This window comes from Balneola sp. EhC07, from assembly GCF_001650905.1.
Lineage (GTDB): Bacteria > Bacteroidota > Rhodothermia > Balneolales > Balneolaceae > Balneola.
Map to the genome: position 1 here is coordinate 209,857 of NZ_LXYG01000017.1, position 20,447 is coordinate 230,303.

The 20,447-nt window shown below is 39.5% G+C and carries 23 protein-coding genes; 13 read left to right on the plus strand and 10 right to left on the minus strand.

What is annotated here, in order from left to right:
* Positions 1–85: 85 nt before the first annotated feature.
* On the plus strand, positions 86–760 hold the full coding sequence (locus A8B79_RS10100; protein ID WP_082894142.1) for a MarC family NAAT transporter: 675 nt from the start codon (positions 86–88) through the stop codon (positions 758–760).
* A complete protein-coding gene (locus tag A8B79_RS10105) occupies positions 760–1,203 on the plus strand; it encodes a DinB family protein (protein WP_066221894.1) in 444 nt (147 codons plus the stop codon). Before A8B79_RS10100 ends, A8B79_RS10105 begins: the two co-directional genes overlap by 1 nt.
* Here A8B79_RS10105 and A8B79_RS10110 read toward each other — a convergent pair.
* On the minus strand, positions 1,187–2,074 hold the full coding sequence (locus A8B79_RS10110; protein WP_235603682.1) for a diacylglycerol/lipid kinase family protein: 888 nt from the start codon (positions 2,072–2,074) through the stop codon (positions 1,187–1,189). The genes A8B79_RS10105 and A8B79_RS10110 overlap by 17 nt on opposite strands.
* Before the next feature lie 154 nt (positions 2,075–2,228).
* On the opposite strand from A8B79_RS10110, the gene A8B79_RS10115 reads away from it, so the two are divergent.
* Positions 2,229–3,647, plus strand: a complete 1,419-nt coding sequence (locus tag A8B79_RS10115) for an alanine/glycine:cation symporter family protein (protein ID WP_066221900.1) — start codon at positions 2,229–2,231, stop codon at positions 3,645–3,647.
* Positions 3,648–3,674: 27 nt separating this feature from the next.
* Positions 3,675–4,055, plus strand: coding sequence for a hypothetical protein (locus A8B79_RS10120; protein WP_066221903.1), 381 nt, complete (start codon positions 3,675–3,677; stop codon positions 4,053–4,055).
* A gap of 189 nt (positions 4,056–4,244) precedes the next feature.
* Here the strand turns inward: A8B79_RS10120 and vapC are convergent, their stop codons facing one another.
* Entirely contained in the window at positions 4,245–4,634 is a 390-nt protein-coding gene (gene vapC, locus A8B79_RS10125) for a type II toxin-antitoxin system VapC family toxin (protein WP_066221904.1), read from the minus strand.
* Positions 4,631–4,834, minus strand: a complete 204-nt coding sequence (locus tag A8B79_RS10130; RefSeq protein ID WP_066222877.1) for a type II toxin-antitoxin system VapB family antitoxin — start codon at positions 4,832–4,834, stop codon at positions 4,631–4,633. The genes vapC and A8B79_RS10130 overlap by 4 nt, the downstream gene beginning before the upstream one ends.
* Positions 4,835–5,044: 210 nt before the next feature.
* On the opposite strand from A8B79_RS10130, the gene A8B79_RS10135 reads away from it, so the two are divergent.
* The 3 genes from A8B79_RS10135 to aat all read left to right on the plus strand — a co-directional run bounded on the left by A8B79_RS10135 (position 5,045) and on the right by aat (position 8,876).
* Positions 5,045–5,542 carry a hypothetical protein gene (locus tag A8B79_RS10135; RefSeq protein WP_066221909.1) on the plus strand — a complete coding sequence of 166 codons (498 nt, stop codon included), beginning with the start codon at positions 5,045–5,047 and terminating at the stop codon, positions 5,540–5,542.
* 248 nt (positions 5,543–5,790) lie between these two features.
* Positions 5,791–8,217, plus strand: a complete 2,427-nt coding sequence (locus tag A8B79_RS10140) for a zinc-dependent metalloprotease (protein WP_066221912.1) — start codon at positions 5,791–5,793, stop codon at positions 8,215–8,217.
* Between the two features lie 74 nt (positions 8,218–8,291).
* Positions 8,292–8,876 (plus strand): leucyl/phenylalanyl-tRNA--protein transferase, encoded by a 585-nt coding sequence (aat, locus tag A8B79_RS10145; protein ID WP_066221914.1) that lies wholly within the window; start codon positions 8,292–8,294, stop codon positions 8,874–8,876.
* Positions 8,877–8,958: 82 nt separating this feature from the next.
* Here the strand turns inward: aat and A8B79_RS10150 are convergent, their stop codons facing one another.
* From A8B79_RS10150 to A8B79_RS10160, 3 genes are read right to left on the minus strand one after another with little or no spacing between them, the layout of a single operon-like run.
* A complete protein-coding gene (locus A8B79_RS10150) occupies positions 8,959–10,137 on the minus strand; it encodes a hypothetical protein (RefSeq protein WP_153038417.1) in 1,179 nt (392 codons plus the stop codon).
* 13 nt (positions 10,138–10,150) lie between these two features.
* On the minus strand, positions 10,151–10,828 hold the full coding sequence (locus A8B79_RS10155; RefSeq protein ID WP_066221920.1) for an anti-sigma factor family protein: 678 nt from the start codon (positions 10,826–10,828) through the stop codon (positions 10,151–10,153).
* Positions 10,821–11,390 carry an RNA polymerase sigma factor gene (locus tag A8B79_RS10160; protein ID WP_066221923.1) on the minus strand — a complete coding sequence of 190 codons (570 nt, stop codon included), beginning with the start codon at positions 11,388–11,390 and terminating at the stop codon, positions 10,821–10,823. The genes A8B79_RS10155 and A8B79_RS10160 overlap by 8 nt, the downstream gene beginning before the upstream one ends.
* 177 nt (positions 11,391–11,567) lie before the next feature.
* Here A8B79_RS10160 and A8B79_RS10165 point away from each other — a divergent pair, with 177 nt between their 5' ends.
* Positions 11,568–11,969 (plus strand): four helix bundle protein, encoded by a 402-nt coding sequence (locus A8B79_RS10165; RefSeq protein WP_082894144.1) that lies wholly within the window; start codon positions 11,568–11,570, stop codon positions 11,967–11,969.
* A gap of 14 nt (positions 11,970–11,983) precedes the next feature.
* Here A8B79_RS10165 and dinB read toward each other — a convergent pair whose 3' ends face one another.
* Both dinB and A8B79_RS10175 read right to left on the minus strand, forming a co-directional pair.
* The gene (gene dinB, locus A8B79_RS10170; protein WP_066221931.1) at positions 11,984–13,096 is read right to left on the minus strand and encodes a DNA polymerase IV; all 1,113 of its coding nucleotides are present in this window, start codon (positions 13,094–13,096) and stop codon (positions 11,984–11,986) included.
* Positions 13,097–13,294: 198 nt separating this feature from the next.
* Positions 13,295–14,596, minus strand: a complete 1,302-nt coding sequence (locus A8B79_RS10175; RefSeq protein ID WP_066221933.1) for a dipeptidase — start codon at positions 14,594–14,596, stop codon at positions 13,295–13,297.
* A gap of 110 nt (positions 14,597–14,706) precedes the next feature.
* Between A8B79_RS10175 and A8B79_RS10180 the strand changes: the two genes are divergently transcribed.
* From A8B79_RS10180 to A8B79_RS10200, 5 genes are all read left to right on the plus strand, one after another.
* On the plus strand, positions 14,707–14,976 hold the full coding sequence (locus tag A8B79_RS10180; RefSeq protein ID WP_066221935.1) for a hypothetical protein: 270 nt from the start codon (positions 14,707–14,709) through the stop codon (positions 14,974–14,976).
* A 52-nt stretch (positions 14,977–15,028) separates the two neighbouring features.
* Positions 15,029–15,421, plus strand: coding sequence for a hypothetical protein (locus tag A8B79_RS10185; protein ID WP_066221944.1), 393 nt, complete (start codon positions 15,029–15,031; stop codon positions 15,419–15,421).
* A 39-nt stretch (positions 15,422–15,460) separates the two neighbouring features.
* Positions 15,461–16,201 (plus strand): hypothetical protein, encoded by a 741-nt coding sequence (locus A8B79_RS10190; RefSeq protein ID WP_066221947.1) that lies wholly within the window; start codon positions 15,461–15,463, stop codon positions 16,199–16,201.
* A gap of 77 nt (positions 16,202–16,278) precedes the next feature.
* The gene (locus A8B79_RS10195; protein ID WP_066221949.1) at positions 16,279–17,685 is read left to right on the plus strand and encodes a Glu/Leu/Phe/Val family dehydrogenase; all 1,407 of its coding nucleotides are present in this window, start codon (positions 16,279–16,281) and stop codon (positions 17,683–17,685) included.
* Positions 17,686–17,752: 67 nt separating this feature from the next.
* Entirely contained in the window at positions 17,753–19,204 is a 1,452-nt protein-coding gene (locus A8B79_RS10200) for a sodium/proline symporter (protein ID WP_066221951.1), read from the plus strand.
* Between the two features lie 143 nt (positions 19,205–19,347).
* On the opposite strand, the gene A8B79_RS10205 is transcribed toward A8B79_RS10200, so the two are convergent.
* Together A8B79_RS10205 and A8B79_RS10210 are read right to left on the minus strand one after the other, a co-directional pair.
* Entirely contained in the window at positions 19,348–19,641 is a 294-nt protein-coding gene (locus tag A8B79_RS10205) for a GIY-YIG nuclease family protein (RefSeq protein ID WP_066221954.1), read from the minus strand.
* 235 nt (positions 19,642–19,876) lie between these two features.
* Positions 19,877–20,353, minus strand: a complete 477-nt coding sequence (locus A8B79_RS10210) for a DoxX family membrane protein (protein WP_082894145.1) — start codon at positions 20,351–20,353, stop codon at positions 19,877–19,879.
* Between the last annotated feature and the right edge of the window lie 94 nt (positions 20,354–20,447).

Sequence of the window (20,447 nt, forward strand, 5' to 3'; positions counted from 1 at the left end):
GTGTGTGATAATAAAGTTAAGCTTTGATAAAAGCATTCCCGAAATACTAAAAATTTGATAAAAAGGTGCGTATCTTTGGAGCCTTATGGAAGAATTTTTTAAGGATATTATCCCTTTTTCAACCCAAATGATGGGAGCCGGAGCGTTGCTGGTAGCAAGCTTTACCTCATTATTTTCAGTAGTTAACCCGCTTACTGCGATGCCAATATTTCTTTCTTTAACAGAAGGAAACACCGAAAAGGAAACGGCCCGAACGGCGCGCAAGGCAAGCATTTACATGTTCTTTGTACTGATTACCTTCCTTTTGATCGGGACATATATCCTTAGCTTTTTTGGAATATCGTTGCCCGGAATTAGAATTGCGGGTGGTATAATCATTATGAGAGCAGGTTTTTCAATGATGAACCCTGAAAAAACAGGACGCAAACTTTCCAAAGAAGATCAAGAGGCCGCGATGGATAAAGACGATGTGAGTTTTAGTCCATTGGCTATGCCCTTGCTTTCAGGGCCGGGTAGTATTGCAGTTGTAATCGGTTTTGGTTCGCAAGCCACGGGTGTTTTTGATTATATAGTAACAGGAGTGGCGGTTTTGTTAACAGCATTTCTTGCGTGGGCTATTTTAAGAGTAGCACCTTGGTTAAACAAGTTGATCGGTAAAACAGGAATGACTGTAATAACACGCTTGATGGGTTTTATAGCTCTTTCAATTGGAGTTCAGTTCATTATTAACGGAATTGCAAAATTCTTTGGGATCGGATAGTGAATTTCGAACAACAAATAGCATATAACTCATGGGCAAATCAGTTGATTGTAGAAGCCATTGGTGGATCGACTGAAACCAGAACGGATGCTAGTTTGTTGAGGCAATTCGGGCACCTTCTTCATGTTGAAAAGGAATGGTACAACCGGGTAATGAAAGTGAATGAAGACACAGAAATTTGGCCGACTCTCAGTTATGAGGAATGTGTAGATTTAATGTCAAAAGGCTCAGCTGTTGATCTCTCGGAGTTTCTTTCAATATTGGATGAAATTTGTTCATATAAGAATTCAAAAGGAGTCGAGCACAAAACTAAAGTATCAGAAATTCTACAACATGTGATCATTCATGGTCAGCATCATCGTGCACAAATTGCATTATTGTTAAGACAAAAAGGAGTAACCCCTCCGGGAACAGATTTTATATATTTCACTCGTCAGACTTAATTCCGAGTACATTTAGGTACTCACTTTTTAATTTTATCCCATAGTCAGAACTTGATTCCCCTATCTCTCCGTCTAAATGAATGAAATGTGAATCTGCAATCTTTAAAGAAGCTTCTTTAAAAGTAATTACCTCACTAAAAGTATCTGGTATCGCTCTACCTAAACTCAGAAGTATAAAAGCCAGACCGAGTTTTAGTCGATTATAAGCAGGTACAATCACCAGTTCTAAAAGTCTGTCAGAATTTATCGAATTAGGAGAGATCAGATATTTGCCTCCCTCAACTGCTCCGTTCGCAACTGCGATCAACCAAACTTTGCGATTAAAACTCGATCCATCGATTGTTCCTGAAACAACAAAAGGTTTGGCGTTCAGAAAAGCCTTTAATCCTGCAAAAGTATATTTCATGGTTCCTTTCAGCGATTTGAAACCGGAAGCATAATAATTGGTCAATCCATCAAAACCTATACCCGCCGTATTAATAAAGATCTGATCATTAATCACAGGCACATCAACCGAAATCACTTGCTGTTTAAGAATTACATCCAGATAATATTCTATTGATTTTTTTGTCTTTAGTCCGATTGATTTTGCAAAATCATTTCCACTTCCTACAGGAATCAATCCCATTAATGCATTCGATCCATGAACTCCTCTGGCAATACTTTGAGCAGTTCCATCACCACCACAGGCAATTACAGCAGAAGAGTTTTGAGCTGATAGTGAAGCCTCTTTTAAAAGTTGGTCGGGCGAAGAAATGTATTTGATCTCGCAACCGGGTAGCTTTTTGCGAATAATATCCTCGGAAAGCCGAATAAAATTCTCAGCTCTGGAGGAATTTGATTTACAATTAACAAGTAGTGTGTATGTCACTGACAAATGCTGATCTTTTGAATACTGATTTGGTGAATATAATCTTTAATAACATTATTGCGATTTCTAAGTTAACTTCACATCCTCAATATTTAAACAAACACACAGCACTCTGGAAACTTTAGATTATATTTTAAAAACATTTTCTGACTTTATGTGGGGAACTCCGCTTGTAATTCTTTTAGTGGGCGGCGGACTTTTCTTCCTTATTTATTCACGTTTTATCCCATACCGGTATTTTTTCCATTCCATAAATATTCTTCGTGGAAAATACGACGATCCGAACGATCCGGGCGATATCAGTCACTTTGAAGCACTTGCGAGCGCACTTGCAGCAACCGTTGGACTTGGGAATATATCCGGAGTTGCAGTAGCAATAGCGATTGGTGGGCCGGGAGCTGTTTTCTGGATGTGGATCAGTGCCATTGTGGGCATGGCAACGAAATTCTTTACTTGCACACTTTCCATTATGTATCGAGGAAAAGATACCGAAGGAAATATTCAGGGCGGAACAATGTATATGATCATGGAGGGGCTTGGCAAAAAATGGAAACCGCTTGCGGTTCTTTTTGCAGTGGCAGGATTGTTTGGTCCTCTTCCGATTTTTCAGGCAAATCAGGTAACACAAATTGTGAGAGACTTTGTGCTAATTCCAAAGGGGTTGTTAGAATCGACGCCAGGTTTTGTTGCTTGGATAGCAAGTATTACTCCAAGTTGGATGATACAAAATATAGATGGGATGACTGCACAAGAGTCTTCAATAATTTTTGCAAGTAATTTAGCAAGTGGATTAGTGATTTTAGCAATTGTTTCTTTGGTGATTTTTGGTGGAATCAAACGAATCGGAAAAGTGGCTTCCAAAATGGTTCCGGCGATGGTGGTTATATATGTAGCGTGTGTGTTGGTGATCATTGGAATTAACATCGATATGCTTGGAAGTACGTTCGCTTTAATTTTTACAGATGCTTTTACTGCTAATTCGGCAATGGGCGGCGCGCTTGGAGCGCTGATCGTAACCGGAGTTAGAAGAGCGGCTTTCTCAAACGAAGCCGGAATTGGTACGGCAACACTTGCTCACGGAGCTGCAAAAACCAAAGAGCCTATTCGTGAAGGATTGGTTGCCATGATGGGACCATTCATTGACACGCTGGTTGTTTGTACAATGACGGCTTTAGCGATCCTGGTTACCGGAGTGTGGACTTCCGGCGATGACAACGGAATTACACTTACCGCTTCTGCTTTTGAGGCTGCGCTTGGACCATATGGCGTTTATCTGTTGATCTTCTGTGTATTGATATTCGGATTCAGTTCTCTGTTTACCTATTCGTACTACAGTACAAAATGTCTTGGTTTCCTGATCGGTGCAGACAAGCAGAAATACTTCAATTTCTTTTATGCAGCGGCGATCATCTTCGGCTCTGTTGCAACCATACAGGCTGTATTGAACTTTACGGATGGAATGTTTGCATTAATGGCTATTCCTACGATGACAGTAGCATTGTTGCTTTCACCAAAAGTAATGGCAGCCGCAAAAGATTACTTCGGAAGAATGGAGAAGAAAGAGATTTTGTAGGTTTACAGAGGGTAAAAATAGCTAATTGTGAAAGATAAAAATTTCAAATATGTAATTGATTTTCTTAACAAACATGAAATTTTTTTCGAAGGTATTTATGATTGTTCTACCTTTAATAAAGAAGAATTTCATAAGTATACTAGAGCTGTTTATGAGTTAAGTCTGTTAGATTTGACTTGTGAAGAGAGATACAAAATAGCTATAACTATCTGGGAAGTAAGTTTTTTAATCGAAGGTTTTTTAGGCTCACATTATAACCCTAAAGATGGTTTTTTCTTGTCTAATTTAGAGGAGGGAGACCCTTGGAAAATCAATCAAATACTTCATTACACATCAAATTGGTTTTCTTATAAAAAGCCAATGGAAGAAGATCATCTTACAATAGGCTCTTGGAAAGGAAGAAAATAGTTCTTTGGCTTTTACCCGAGCCTGAAGGCTCTCCTAGCTTAAAATCCTTGTATATAAAAGAAAATAACTAAACTCTGACAGGATTTAACTTCAGAAAGGTTTTAGGCCTATGCTCAAATAATCCTGTAAGAGTTGCCACAGCCATAAATAAGCAACGACTTCAGTGAAGCTAGAATCAATTTAAAGAAACTAAAGCAAGATCAAGTCCAGCTCAGAGGCAATCATTTCAAAATCACGATCATTTTGCAATAACGGGATGTTATTTTCGATGCAATAGGTTGGTAAAATCATATCAGCGGTTTTACGAATAGTAATTCCTTTTTTTCTTAGGGATCTGAAATTTTCCGCTGACTTTAATGCAATTTCTTTTCCTAAAACTGAGTGACAAGGTATTGAGTTAAAGATATCTACAGCGGTCAAAAAGTCACTATCTTTTCGAAAACCTTGTAGAACCTCAGTAACTACTAAATCTGCACTTATTACTCTTTCTCGAGATAAGTATTCGACCAGAGCATCAACTTTTTCATTGTTAGTGTCCTTAAAAAAGTCAATCCAGATCGAGCTGTCTGCAAGAATCATGAGACGTGTTTGCTGGTTCTCATGTCATCTAAATCACCTTCCCATTTTAATTTTCCGCGAAATTTAATAATGTCTTTTTGAGACTCGATTCTTACAAAAAGCTTCAAAGCTTCATTAACCACATCTTTTTTCGTTTTCAGGTCACTCATCTTAAGTGCTTTTTCCATCAAGTCATCGTCAATATCAATATTTGTTCTCATAGTAAAACCTCGATGTGTATAGATTTCGAATATTATACACATTTTAAACTTTTCAAAGAATTAAAAATTGCTTCCAACTCTGACAGGATTTATAAATTCGTTTATGTATAGAAGTCTATATCCTAATAATCCTGTCAGAGTTGTTCTTTTCTAGAGTGTACCAAAGATTTATATTCTGCTTGAATTCTAAAAGGCAAACGATCCAACAAAGTGATAGATCTTGAAAAACTAACAGTTAGTAAAACCTATGAAGGGGACAACTGGCTTTATTTTCCTCCCAAAAAATACGAAGCTCTTCCGCGAGAGCATAAAGACCAGCTATTCTATCTGGATAAAGGATCAAAGGAACACGTCTATAATGTAGCTAATGAACTTGATATACTTTGTGGGGATGACGGTTGGGGGAACAAGCCATTCAGCGGTGGTTGCTATGAAAATGTCATTAAAACAGAAAGCTGGGCAACGGAAGAAGAGTTAAAGAAATGGATGTATAATTGCGGGGTACCGTTCAAATCTGAAGTTTTACTACTTCCGGTATTTGCGCCTGAAGATCAGCCAATGTTGCAAACAACCTGGAAAATGGCAGTAAAATATGCGGAGACATTTTTCAGTTATGATAATTTGATCATTCTGGACCCGAAACTAAAATGGTGCCTCTATTATCATCATGATGATATCATTTACTTTGCAGAAGGAAGGCGCTTTTGAGGAAACTAGATTTCTAAAATCCGGATTATTTTCCGAGCCTGAAGGCTCTCCCGTTTACTTTTAAACTCTGACAGGATTTAGCTTTAGAAAATTTTTTAAACCTATGCTCTAACATTCCTGTCAGAGTTGCCCCAACCATAAACAACAATGGCTTCAGCTATTTAAACTGTAAAAAGCTTTAACCCGAATTTTAAATCCCATCAAAAAGCGGTTACTTTAAGTTTAGATGTTAACCTAACTACAAAGTAATGAAGCGACTTTTTCTCTTATTCCTAATTCCCGTATTCGTAATTTCACTATTTAGCGAAGCAACTGCTCAAACACCATCCATCAAAGAAAAAACCAAAGACCTTAAAGTCACAGAAGGTTATTTCGATTATTACTTCGATGAGGACAACGACAAGATGTGGCTCAAAGTTGATAAGCTGAACGAAGAGTTTTTGCATGCTAATTATCTGTCTGCCGGTGTTGGGTCAAATGATATTGGGCTGGACAGAAGTCAACAAGGCGGACAGCGAGTGGTTTACTTCGAAAAGCGCGGACCAAAGCTAATGTTGATCCAACCAAATCTGGATTATGTGGCAAAGTCAGATAATGAATTGGAAAAGAAATCAGTAAAAGAAGCGTTTGCATCATCGGTAATTCATGGCTTTAAAATTGAAGCTGAAGAAAATGGTTCCTACCTGATCGACCTGACTCCTTTTTTAATGGACGATTCACATAACGTTTCAGGAAGACTGAGAAGCATGGGAGAAGGCTCTTACAATCTGGATAAAAACAGATCGGCTCTGTATGCTGAAGGAACGTTCAACTTTCCGATGAATACCGAATTCGAAGTAATGCTCACTTTTGCAGGAAATCCGACAGGAAGATATTTACGGTCAGTAGCTCCTGATGCGAACTCCATTACCGTAAGAACACACCATTCCTTTGTTCAGCTTCCGGATGATAATTACGAACCAAGAGAATTTGATCCTCGTGGAGGATTCTATGCAACTTCTTATCAGGATTATGCAACACCGATCGGCGAACCAATGGTGAAAAGATTTATCAATCGACACCGATTACAAAAGAAAAATCCGGGTGCAGCAGTAAGTGAAGCCGTTGAGCCGATCGTTTATTATTTAGATAACGGAACACCGGAACCGGTTCGCGGGGCGCTGCTAGATGGCGCCAGATGGTGGAACCAAGCTTTTGAAGCGGCAGGATACAAAGATGCTTTTCAGGTTAAAGTGTTACCAGATGATGCGCATCCATTAGACATTCGATACAATGTGATAAACTGGGTTCATCGCTCAACTCGTGGTTGGTCGTATGGTGGTTCTGTTACTGATCCAAGAACGGGCGAGATCATTAAAGGAAATGTATTGCTGGGTTCGCTTCGTGTTCGTCAGGATTATATGATCGCCCAGGGATTATTAGCTCCATTTGAAGAAGGAAATGAAGACGACCCGAGAATGTTAGAAATGGCATTGGCAAGAATTCGTCAACTTTCAGCACATGAAATTGGTCATACGCTGGGAATTTATCACAATTTTGCGGCCAGTGTAAATGGTCGTGAATCTGTAATGGATTACCCGCATCCAAAGGTAGACATCAAAAACGGAGAATTGGATCTGAGTGATGCGTATGATGTTGGTATCGGAGACTGGGACATTGTAACGATCAAGTTTGGCTATCAGGATTTTGCAAATGGAATCAATGAAAAAGAAGCGCTGAACAAGATCCTGGAAGCAGCTCATTTGGACGGTCTAAAATATATTTCTGACAGTGATGCCCGTCCACAAGGCGGCGCTCATCCTTACGCGCATTTATGGGAATATGGAAACGACCCTGCAACACAGCTCTCCCACATTTTAGAAGTAAGAAAAATTGCTTTGGATAATTTCGGTGAAGCTAACATCCGAAAAGGAACTTCGATGTCTGAATTGGAAGATGTATTGGTTCCGATCTATTTATTCCACAGATATCAACTGGAAGGAACAGTTAAGTTGATCGGAGGTCTGGACTATTACTACAAGCTTCGTGGAGATAATCAACCAAATCCGGAAATCGTGGATGCAGCAACTCAACGAAAGGCTTTGAAAGAAATGTTGAAAGCTATTGATCCAAAAGTACTGGCTGTTCCTGAGAATTTGTTAGATCTGATTCCTACGAGACCCGCGGGAATTTCGTCATCCAGAGAATTATTCAGTGGGAATACAGGGCCAAGCTTAGACGCTCTGGGAATAGCTGAAACAGCCGCAGAATTATCTGTCAGTTTGATCTTAAATCCTCAAAGAGCAAACCGCTTGGTAGAATACGGCGCAAGAGACAACAATCTTACTCTTAAAGAAACCATTGACGAATTAATGGAAAGTAGCTGGAATAAGAAAAAAGAAAGAGGATATTTAGGCTCTATTCAGGATGTGGTAAATTCAGTAGTAACGAAAAATCTGATAGAACTCCATGCTTCCAGACAGTCGAACCCGCTAACCAAGGCGATAGTAGCTTCAGAGTTGATAAAGCTTTCCCAAATGCTTTCTGAGCGATCAAACGATCCAATGGCTTTACATGCTTCTATGATGGTAGATAGTTATTTGGATGATCCGAGCGAATTTGAAGCACCAAGAACGCTTTCGGCGCCTCCAGGCTCCCCAATTGGTTCCGGCCCGATGTTTTATTGTGAGTTTTGATAGATGTGAGTATTTAGTAGTTAGTATTGTACGCGGAAGCTCAATACTAACTACTAAAATCTGTGTACTAAAAAATGAAAATTATCCCTCCTGAAATATTACTCGAAGCTTATGCTCAGGGCATTTTTCCGATGGCGGACTCCGGAGAAGATGAAGAAGTAGATTGGTATTCTGCTCGAAAACGAGGCGTCATTCCTTTAAATGAATTTCACATGACAAAGAATGTTATGCGGATCATTCGCCAAGGTAGATTCGAAGTGAGAGTTGATGAAAACTTCAGAGAAGTGGTAAAAGCATGTGCTGATCGGGAAACTACATGGATCAATGACCTGATCTTAAACTCCTATGACATCTTAAACCAATCAGGGAATGCCCATTCAGTAGAAGTTTACAAAGAAGGAAACTTGGCCGGAGGATTATACGGGGTGACTTTGGGCGGTGCCTTCTTTGGTGAAAGCATGTTCAGAGAAGAAAAAGAAGCAGACAAAGTAGCTCTGTATTATTGCCATCAGATCTTAAAAGAGAATGGATTTACACTTTGGGACACACAATTCTATACAGAGCACTTAGGCAGATTTGGCTGTAAAGAAATCGAAGCAAAAGAATACGAGAAGTTGCTCGAAGAAGCACTTAAGATTGAAGCAGAATTCACTCTGTAAATCAATCAGCAAAATCAGTGATCAAAAAAAAACCGCATTTGAATTCAATCAAATACGGCTCTGATATGATTTCGGTCTATGTTTAGTATTCGGTAACTACAACTTGTTCAAGTGCTTTCTCACGAGAGATCTGCCCCCGATCTAACTGATCCAGCACGGACTTCTTAAGCTGGAAGTCGATACGTTCAGGAGTATCTTTGTACCGACCTCTTATGTTGACAGTAGTAAGAATATACTGATCAGGCTTTACTGAGCTTACAGTTCTTCCGTAGTCAACGAGATATTCTTTAATGTTGGTTTTCAGATTATTGTAAGCACTGGCTACTTTTCTGAGATACTCAATCTCTTCTTTTTCAAGATCTTCCTTGGCATCAGGCGCGTCTCTTGAAGAAGATCGGATATAGGCACCTGTTACAGTAATTCCGGTGACGTTTCCAAATAAACGATTATTAGTTCTGTAACTGGCATCCAGATTAAAGATAGCTCCGAAATTATCAAGCATCAGATAATTCACGTTACCACTTAAGCGGAATGATTCATCCCCTTGTTCTTTCAATGCTGTTTCAAAAATATTGCTCATTACTTTAAGATCAAGATACTCTTTATCAGTAGTTGAGGCAGTTTGCACTTTATTTGCAAAAGCTGATTCATTGATCTTTCCTGATCGATAATCGTCCAGATCTTTCTTGGTCACAGAACCGGAGATCACAGGTAGTTTTTCTCTTTCTCTACGATCTATTTTTCCATTTGAAGAAGTATAAACCAATGCCGGAAAAGAGTGACGTGAGTTTGAACCATATATCACCATCACATTTTCTGTTGGTTTTAACTGACCTATAGTTGAAGCATAGTCCTTCAGAAACTCAGTTATTCGATCCTTAACGCTTTCTTCGTCTACTTTAACATCGTCATCAGATGAGCTCCCTGTACTGTAACTGTAATAGAAAGAGTTTGAACTACTCTCATTGTCTGAAGAAGAGCTGGTATAGACAAAAGAGGAGCTCGTTTGTACATTAAAAATGATTCCATAGCCGGGAAGATGTGTTCCCCGGACATTGCGAGAACCGTCTGAAAGGCCGCTAATAAAGACGCGTTCTGATGAGGTATTTCCGGAGTAGGTTTTAAACATCTCTCCAAGAATATTCTCCATGATCTTTATATCACGGTTCATTCGGTTGGCATCAAAATTTTGTGCCCATCCTAACGATGAAGTCAAAAGTATAATTAATAGTGCGGGTAATATTTGTTGTATTCGTTTCATGGTTTTTCCTTGTTTAATTTCCATAACTAACAGTTTGTATTATTTCGCCTAATACCTGTTCGTTTTCTCGAAAACGTGTAAAAGTGTTTTCTTTAAGATCTTCTAAGCCGGAGCTGATAAGTTGTAAATCGTTTGTTCTTTGGCTTTCCAGATAGGAAGCAAAACTTGCAAAAGTTTCTTCCAATTGAATGTTCTGTTGTTCCTGAGCATCTGCTACTACTTGCTGAACCAAAGTCACATTATCACGCTGAATTTGCTGAACAATTTGTTCAACCTGAGCAGCGGAGAAAGTTTTTTCAGCAGAGGGAGTTTCTCCAAAACCCAACTGAATTCCGGAATCAGAGTAACTCATATTCAAACCTGTTAAAGCCCCAGTTACGATGAAAACAAAAGCTAAAACGGCTACACCAAAACCAGCCTGAGCAAAAGCATTTCTAGGGGTTAAAGCGGAAAGTATACTTTGCCAAAATCCTTCAGAAGAAGCCTTTGTCGGCTCCATAATAACCAGCTGTTCAGCGGGGTCCTGCACCGGAAGATGGTGGAGAAAAGACTGAGTTTCAGTGAGTTCTTCAAATTCTTGTTTCAGATCGTCATGTTGGTTGATGAAATCCAGAAGCTCAGACTTCTTTGCCTCATCCAATTCGCCATACATGTAATCCATTAAGAGTAATCGTGCTTGTTCTTTATTCATAATTGAACACCTCTTTATTGATATTCCAGGAATCGAACGTTTTTTTCAGCGCCCGTAATCCATAATACATTCTTGACTTTACTGTGTTGATCGGTTCATCTAAAATTTCTGCAATCTCCGGGAAAGTTAATCCTTCATATTCTTTCATTATTACCACTACGCGCTGGTCGTTAGGTAACTGAAGGAGTGCTTTATGAAGGAGAACCAGCCCTTCATTTCGCAATACTTTTGAATCTGCTGATGAAGCAGTTTCCGTTTGAGGAGCCACTTTTAGTGTTTCATAAGAAGTAGCTCTTTTTCTGCCAACTCTCTTTAATTCATCTAGGCAAAGGTTGTTTGCTATTCGATATAACCAGGAACTGAATTTATTTACGTCATCTAAAGTGTCCAGCTTTTGGTACGCTTTGATGAACGTTTTCTGAGTGATCTCAGCGGCGTCGTCACTGCTGGCGAAGTAGCGATAAGCAAAGTGATGAATCTTACCTTGCCACCGACTAACCAGCGTATTGAACGCCTGATGATTTCCTCCCAGAAAATCCTGAACTAATCGTGCATCTTCCATTTTATCGTGTTGTAATTTCCTTTTTCCCGAAGTTGTTTTCGGGTATAAGACGATTGAGGTTTCAATATAGTTTTATGGAGGGATAGATTTTTATTTTTTGTGAAAGGTGAAAGGTGAAAGGTGAAAAAGAAATTTTGTAAGGAATAGAGGTCGAAATGGTCTTACCTATTAAAAATTATGGATTACAAGAGTTGGATTCGTCAGATTGACGAAAACTTTACTAAAGACCCAAGCTGGAAAATGGAGGTTTATAGAATAAGCCTTTATTTATCTGATCTATGCTGGGTTGACACATCATTAATTCTTGAAAAGAGGATTTTCTCACTAGCAGATCAATTATATAGATCTGTTGGGTCTATTAGTGCAAATATAATTGAAGGCTATTCCAGATTTTCTAACAAAGAAAAAGCCAGGTTTTATGAAATTGCTCTTGGTTCAGCACGAGAAGCTAAGGATTGGTATTTCAAAAGTAGGCACATTTTAGGTGAAGAAGTTTATCAGAATCGCATCAGAATTTTGACATCAATTATAAAATTACTGAACGTAATGATAGTAGATCGAAGAAAAGTAGCAAAATGATTTCCTTTCTCCTTTCAGTTATCTCCTATCACCAAGCCCCTCCTAAACTCTAACTCCAATTGTTCATAATAATGATCTTCAGAAAGATTCAGGTTTGATAGAGAAATTCCGAGTAGGCGAACCTGGCGATTTCCGACATCCGTATCTTCCAGAAGTTGACGTGCAACGGTAGATATTTGATAATGGTCGTTAGTGTAATTAGGTACAGATTGGCTTCGGGTGATGGTATCGAAATTTTTGTAACGAACTTTTAGTGTGATGGTTTTCCCCTTTGCGTTGATCTTCTGCATTCCTTCAGAAATAGACTCCGATAACTCATCCAGAAAAGTGGTGATCCAGTTCAGGTCTCCTTTGTCGTCGGAGAAAGTGCGCTCCTTCCCATAAGACTTTCGAATTCGATGTGGTTTTACTTCTCTGTTATCGATGCCTCGGCAAATTCGATAATAGTACCTACCTGATTTTCCGAATGCTTTAACCAGATCGATCTCGCTCCATTCTTTGAGATCAGCTCCGGTTTTGATGCCAAGCGAATGCATTTTCTTTTGAGTGGCTTTTCCAACTCCAAAGAACTTCTTGATGTCTAAACCTTCCAGAAATTCCTCTGCTTCTTCGGGAGGGATAAGAGTAAGTCCGTTTGGCTTGTTGTAATCAGAAGCAACTTTAGCAATGAACTTGCAATATGAAACACCTGCCGATGCAGTAAGCTGAGTTTTCTCTTGGATCTTTTCCAGAATTTCTTTGGCAATAAGCGTGGCTGACCTCATTCCCTTATGATTTTCAGTAACATCCAGGAAAGCCTCATCCAGAGAAAGTGGTTCAACCAGATCTGTGTATTCAAAAAAGATCTCACGAATTTGTTGAGAGGCTAATTTGTAAGCATCGAATCTTCCTTTAACAAAAATCCCATGGGGACAAAGTCGTGCAGCCTGTGAACAAGGCATAGCTGAATGTACCCCAAACTTTCGGGCTTCATAACTGGCTGTTGAAACTACACCGCGACCATTAGGAGAACCTCCAACAATAACCGCCTTGCCACGAAGAGCTGGATTATCCCTTTGCTCCACAGCAGCAAAAAAAGCATCCATGTCTATATGGATAATCTTGCGAATATGTTCCCGATGTATCATTACATGTATTATACATATAAATTGATTCAGAAGGAACTCTACAATGATGCCGTTTTATAAAAAAACCAACCCGTAGGGACAATTCATGAATTGTCCCTACGGGTTGGTGAAATAAAAAAGGTTCCGATGCAGAGCAACGGAATCAAAGTCTTTAATCTTAAGTCTTACGTCCTAAATCTTATATCCTAAATCTAAAATCTAACCTTCCGCCTGAATTTCAGCTGCAATTTCCTGAACTTCATCCAGAACTCTTAAAAGGTTTCCGCTCCATACCATCTCGATTTGTTCTTGTGTGTAGCCTCTTTTCACAAGCTCAATAGTTACGTTCAATGTTTCAGATGCATCCATCCAGCCGTTAACGCCACCGCCACCATCGAAGTCAGAACTGATTCCAACATGTTCAATTCCGATCAGATCAACCATATAATCAATGTGGTCTACAAAATCCGATACATCAACTGAAGGAGCGTTGTCAGCTGTTTCCTGTTCAATTCTTGGTTGGGCTTTTTTCTGCATCTCCTGATAAAGTGCAAAGTATTCACCTCTGGTTTCTGTACTCATCTGTCGGATGGAATCTCTTGAAACCATTTCGAAGCCCATTTCTTCGGCTACTTCTTCTTCGATTTTAGCAGCGGCTTCACGATATGCTTCATGCTTTTCAGAATTAACATAGCTACGGAAAGCAACGGTTTGAACTACTCCACCATTTTCTTTCAGCATCATAAGCTCTTCATCATCTAAGTTTCTGCTAACAGAAGGATCCAACGCTCTTGCAGAGGAATGCGAAGCAATAACCGGCGCTTTTGATAATTCCATTGTTTGCATATTAGCTTTCTTTGAAGGATGAGAAAGATCAATCATAATTCCCCATTTATTCATTTCAGCGACCACTTCCTTTCCGAAATCACTCAAACCATTATGTAACCAAACGTCATCTCGTTCACCTGTATTGGAATCACTTAATTGACTGTGACCATTATGCGAAAGCGACATATATCGCGCACCACGATCATAAAATTCTTTAACTCTGTCCAGTTCCATTCCTAATGGGTAAGCATTTTCAACACCGATCATAGCAACTTTTTTTCCTGCAGCATGAATTCTGCGAACATCATCGGAAGTCAACGCCAATTCAATTTGATCCGGAGCTAATTCTTCGGATAATCGGTGAATGGCATCAAATTTTGAAACTGCATTTTCATAGGCAGCATCAAACCCTTCCTGATCTAATTCTCCCTGTCCGGTATAAACGATAAGGAAAGCTACATCCAGTCCACCGGCTTCCATTTTAGGAAGATCAACCTGAGTGTCCAGGTTCATGGTATAGTTCTTTTCCTGAGTGAAGTTATTGGTGTTAATATCCACATGAGTGTCTAGCGTAATTACACTGTTGTGAATTTTTTCAGCTTTGGCTACAAGTTCAGGATCTACGGAAGAATCGGGAGCGCACGCCCAAATCAGCATAAATAAAAATAGAGGAAGAGTTTTTAAAATATTCATTTTAATGAAGTTAGTTTAATTTATTGAGATAGAAATTATACAATTCGGAACTACAATGAGTTATAATTCCTTTAAGTGTATAGGAATTTATTCAACAAAACATTGATGACATGGAATTTTTTGGATTTTTAACACTAGGAACATTTATCGGTTGGCTTAGCCATACATTTTCAGGAGCGCATGGAATTAAAATGGTCCCAAGTATTTTAACCGGAGCAATCGCTGCTTTAATAGGAGGAGCTATAGTACTTTTTTTTGGCTTACAAGGTTCCGGGTTTTATGCTGCTATCACATCAACAGGGACGTTATTCACAGTAAATGCCTTCAGAAAAAAGAAGCCGATCTTTGCTGATGAAGAAAATAGGGAACAAAATCACTGATCCCGGTATAAGCATTCACACCACTGTACCATGAACTGAATGTTTTATATGAATGAATCGTAAAGACCGTAACATCAATCTTTTTCTATTTCTCTTTTTTATCGGCGTAGGACTTTATATGTCCGTTTCGGGAAGCTGGAGCCTTATTACTACCGAGCAGGAAAATCTGTTTGATTTTCAGAATCAAGACATTCCAATCTTTACTAATATTACTCAACTGCTTACCGGCCTTATATGCTTATTTTCAGGATTTGTAATGTGGATGAGAGTACACTGGGCCTTTAGTTTTTCCCTGTTCAGTTCAGGTTTACTCATTGCTTTTAATTTGAACAATATGGGAAGAGCGATTTACGAAAACCCAACCGAAGCCATAATTATGGCAGCTATCTTAGTGATCGTATTGCAGAGTCTTCCTTTTCTTATCAGACAGAATCAGAGAATCTGATTTACGAAACATGAAAGGAGTAAATTCGTGTACCGCTTTATGGAACGGATTTCAGATAAAGACATAGAATGGCTTCTAAAGCCGAATCAGGATTTCAACTACAAGACAGAAGAACGTCTCGAAAAGGTTCAAAAGCTTTCATTTAAGAGAAAAGTGATACGATTCGGTCTGTGGGCTTTATTAATTCTTACTCTCACCATACTTCCCTTTTTTCTGCTGATAAAAACATCCATTTATTTAAATATTGATCAGGGTTTAAACGGATGGGTTTCTCTTTTTGGCGGAATTGGGGCAACTGTAGCTATTTTATTGGTGTATGTTGTGATGCTGTTTCGCAAAGTAAAAAATAAGAAACTTATCTTTCGATATGGTCTGGGAGGGGTTGGAGCATTGGTAGGCGGTTTCTGTCTGTACGGATTATTGTACGTATCAAGTGTAAATGCTAAATCAGATTCTGTAAAAGAAGTTTATCGTTCTTTACACCCAATTCTAAGAGTAGCAGTGGCTACAACTACTCTGGCAGAAGGAGATCTGGTGATCACAGATATAAAAAGATCGACCGAAGACTATACAAAAATGGGATTGCCGATAAATCAAAGTTCTCTTCATTTTCCCCAGCCGGATGGATATGTTCATGCCATTGACCTGAGAACCAAAGGACATTCAGAGTTTAGAAACTTCATGTTAAGCAACTCATTACGCCTGATGGGATTCAAAACTTTGAGACATGTGGGAACGGCGGACCATCTCCATATTTCATTGCCATATTCTGAGCATTAAAAAAGGGCTTTTCCTTGTTTATGAGCTAGAATATTGCGACCATTATCCTGCACTTAAAGCAAAACCAAATTTTTGATATGTCGCACTATAAGTTCTACGAGCAGGTAAATAAAAATTTTGATAAAGCGGCGAGATATACCCGCTTCGATAAAGGCCTTCTAAACCAGATTAAAGTTTGTAATACAGTTTACCACGTTACTTTTCCGGTTCGGAGAGATAACGGAGATATTGAAGTAATAGAAGGATGGCGAGTGGAGCACAGCCATCATAAAACACCTACTAAAGGTGGTATCAGATACAGCCATAAAGTGGATGAAGACGAAACAATGGCACTTGCAGCACTAATGAGCTACAAGTGTGCGATCGTTGATGTGCCTTTTGGTGGTGCAAAAGGTGGTGTTAAGATCAGTACCAGAGAATACTCTGTTAGTGAGCTCGAAAGAATCACTCGTCGTTATACATACGAGTTGATCAAAAAAGGATTTATTGGCGCAGGTGTTGATGTTCCTGCACCGGATTACGGAACAGGCGCTCGTGAAATGGGCTGGATTCTCGATACCTACCGCCAAATGAATGAAGATCTGAATGCTGAAGGTTGTGTAACCGGAAAGCCAATTCAGCAAGGTGGTATCAGAGGAAGAACGGAAGCTACAGGACGTGGAGTTTTCTTTGGAATCCGTGAAGCGTGCAAAGTGAAAAAAGACATGGACAAACTTGGATTAAGCGTTGGTGTAGATGGAAAGACGTTTGTGGTTCAGGGATTAGGTAATGTAGGTTACCACGCTTCTTTGTATATGACCGGAGCCGGCGCAAAAATGATCGGAGTCGCTGAAATGGAGGGAGCCATTTATGATCCTAATGGAATGGATCTGAAAAAATTGATGGAATTCCGAAAAGAGACGGGAAGTATTATCGGGTTTCCGGGCAGTAAAGAATTGAAATCAAATAAAGATGCTCTTGAGTTGGATTGTGATGTGTTGATCCCCGCAGCTCTTGAAAGTCAGATAACCGGTGATAATGCTGCGAATGTAAAAGCTAAGATCATTGCTGAGGCAGCCAACGGACCTACTACTGCTGATGCACATGAAATGCTGAAAGATCGAGGAGCTTTAATTCTGCCGGATGCTTATTTGAATGCAGGTGGTGTAGTTGTTTCATATTTCGAGTGGTTGAAAAATATTCAGCACGTTCGTTACGGTAGAATGAACAAACGTTTTGACGAAGAAAGTCTGACCAGAATTGTTCAGGAGATCGAGAAAATTTCAGGCAAGAAATTCTCTGCCAATGAAATGGAGAAACTGGCTCACGGTGCATCCGAGTATGATCTTGTGGATTCCGGATTGGAAGAAACTATGATTACTGCCTACGCAGAGCTTACCGCACTTAGAGAAGAGCACGATCTTACTGATCTGAGAACAGCTTCGTTTATAAGCGCGATCAATAAGATCGGAATCATGTACGAACAAATGGGAATCTTCCCGTGATTGGTTATTAGTTAATGGTTAACTGTTATGCGCCTCTTTCAACAAATAACAAATAACCATTAACCTTATGACAGAGTCTCAGGTTTTTGAATTAGCTGTTGACAGGTACGCTGTTTATGCTTTTATCGGATATCTTGCTCTATTAATCGGCATCGGACTTTATTCAGCTCGCTTTTCCTCTTCGGGGATCAGCGAGTTTTTTATTGGTGGAAGAAAAATGAATAAAGTGGTGATCGCTCTTTCCGCAGTTGTTTCCGGAAGAAGTGCCTGGCTGTTGTTGGGAGTAACCGGTCTGGTTTATGTTCAGGGCGCTTCAGCAATTTGGGCAGTAGTTGGTTATATCGTTGTGGAGCTCATTCTATTTCTTACTTATGCCAAAAAATTAAGGGAGTTTTCGGAAGAACATGATTGTATCACAGTTCCTGATTTCTTTGCAGAACGCTTTGGTGATAAGACCGGAACATTAAGATCTATTCTTATAATTACTTTTCTGATCTTTATGGTGAGCTATGTTTCCGCGCAGTTTGTAGCCGGAGGAAAAGCTTTTTCATCCAGTTTTGGGATCGAACAAAATACCGGAGTTTTACTTTCTGCAATTATCATACTGGCTTACACAGTTCTGGGAGGATTTCTGGCGGTTAGTTTAACGGATGCTTTTCAGGCGTTTTTTATGATCTTTGCATTGGTATTTCTTCCTTTTATAGCCATTCAGGATTTAGGCGGATGGTCTGTTATGATCGAGCAACTCGAATTTCAGGACGCTGCGCTGATCGATCCGTTGGCACTGAGTGCTGGAGCTTTTATCGGTTTTATGGGGATTGGTTTAGGTTCGCCGGGTAATCCTCACATTCTATCCAGATACATGGCCATTGATGATGCTAAGAATTTACGATTTGCTGCGGGGATTGGAACCTTCTGGAATATTGTGATGGCAGCAGGAGCGGTATTAATAGGCTTGGTAGGAAGAGCATATTTCTCAAGCATTGAAATGCTTCCCGGCGCTGATTCTGAAAACTTATATCCGTATTTAGCACAACTTCATTTACATCCTGTTCTATTTGGGATTGTGATTGCGTCCATTTTTGCAGCGATCATGTCAACAGCAGATTCGCAGTTGTTAGTTGCCGCGTCCAGTGTGGTTCGGGATTGGTATCAAAAGATCTTAAAGAGAGACGAAGAAATTTCCCAAAAGAAATTGGTGCTGTACAGTAGGTTAGTTGTCGTTGCACTTGTGGTAGTAGCACTTCTTTTTGGGTTAGTTGCTCAGGAATTGGTGTACTGGCTGGTACTTTTTGCCTGGGCAGGATTGGGAGCTGCTCTCGGACCAACTTCAATTCTGGCACTTTACTGGAAGGGAACCACCAAAGAAGGAGTAATTTCAGGAATTATTACCGGAACACTGGTAACCATTGTCTGGTACTTTATCCCTGTTCTGAAAAGCAGTATGTATGAACTGGTTCCGGCCTTTATTGCAAGTGGATTGGTAACAGTTTTGGTGAGTAAGTGGACTAAAGAATAAAATCAAGGTTTTGACATTTCTGTAGATGTTAGATAATTCTTTGACAAAATTTCTTTATACCAACCTCAATATTGCAAGCAGGTCATCCCGTCCGCCAGCTGGCGGATCGGGATCTTACGTAAAGACTTTTAGTATGTTCTTGTTTACCATCCTCTTAAGGTATCATACCAATCTTCTAACTTTGGATTGTTTTGCTTTACCAGATTCCATTTCCACTGTTTATGCCAATTCTTTAGTTGCTTCTCCCTTGCTATAGCATCACTTATATTATCGTATTCTTCGGCATATATAAGAACGGTTAGTTTATACTTTGAAGTAAATAAAGAGCCTTCTCCCAATTTATGTTTCCACACTCTTGAATGAATGTTATTGGTAACTCCGATATAAATCGTAGTTCTTCGATAGTTAGTAAGAAAGTACACATAGCCTTTGTTCATAGTAAGTAAGACTGTTTCAAGAGCCATTCCTTACAAAGATCCCGAAACAAGTTCGGGATGACCCTTTATATTTTACTGTTCAAAAACTGTCATCGAATTACCTGACATCTACAATTTCGAGCAAAGCGTGACGGAGGATGGTGTGTAGTTTAAAAGCTCATAAACTTCACAACATCCCTCGGATTCAATCGAGAACTGTCGATTGAATCATCTCCCTTCAAAGGGAGAATGGTAATCAACGAGACTCTGTAAGTTCAGAGTATTCAGTGATCAACCTACCACCACGAACTGTTGCTCCTAATACCAAACCGGCACTTACCAAAACCAGATTTTTAAAGATGTACTGGCCTTCCAGAGTTAAGCCAAAAGGAAAACTTGTCCACACAACATCAGGTAAAAGAAAAACAGGAAGCACAGTTCCGGGCATTTGCAGAAACAGAAGTAGTAAGGTTGTTCTCATAAATTTTCCGGCAATCAGTCCAATTCCGATCAAGACTTCCCATGTTGCCAATATCGGAATGAACAAGTCAGGATCAACAAAATAAACGGTATTTCGAACCAGCTCTTCGGCAGGACTTAATCCCGGGAAGAACTTCAGAGCACCAAACCAGAAGAAGATAATTCCCAGCCCAATTCTAAGCGAGCTCAATCCGTACTTAGCCATCCATTCAGTAATTAGGATATCTGCTTTATCGAAATATTTCTCAAACATGATAGGTAGGATTTGTTTGAGAGAAATTTATAAATAGAATATGAAGAACTGATGAAGTAAATAATTCAGACTTTGAATAACTTCATTTAACCAG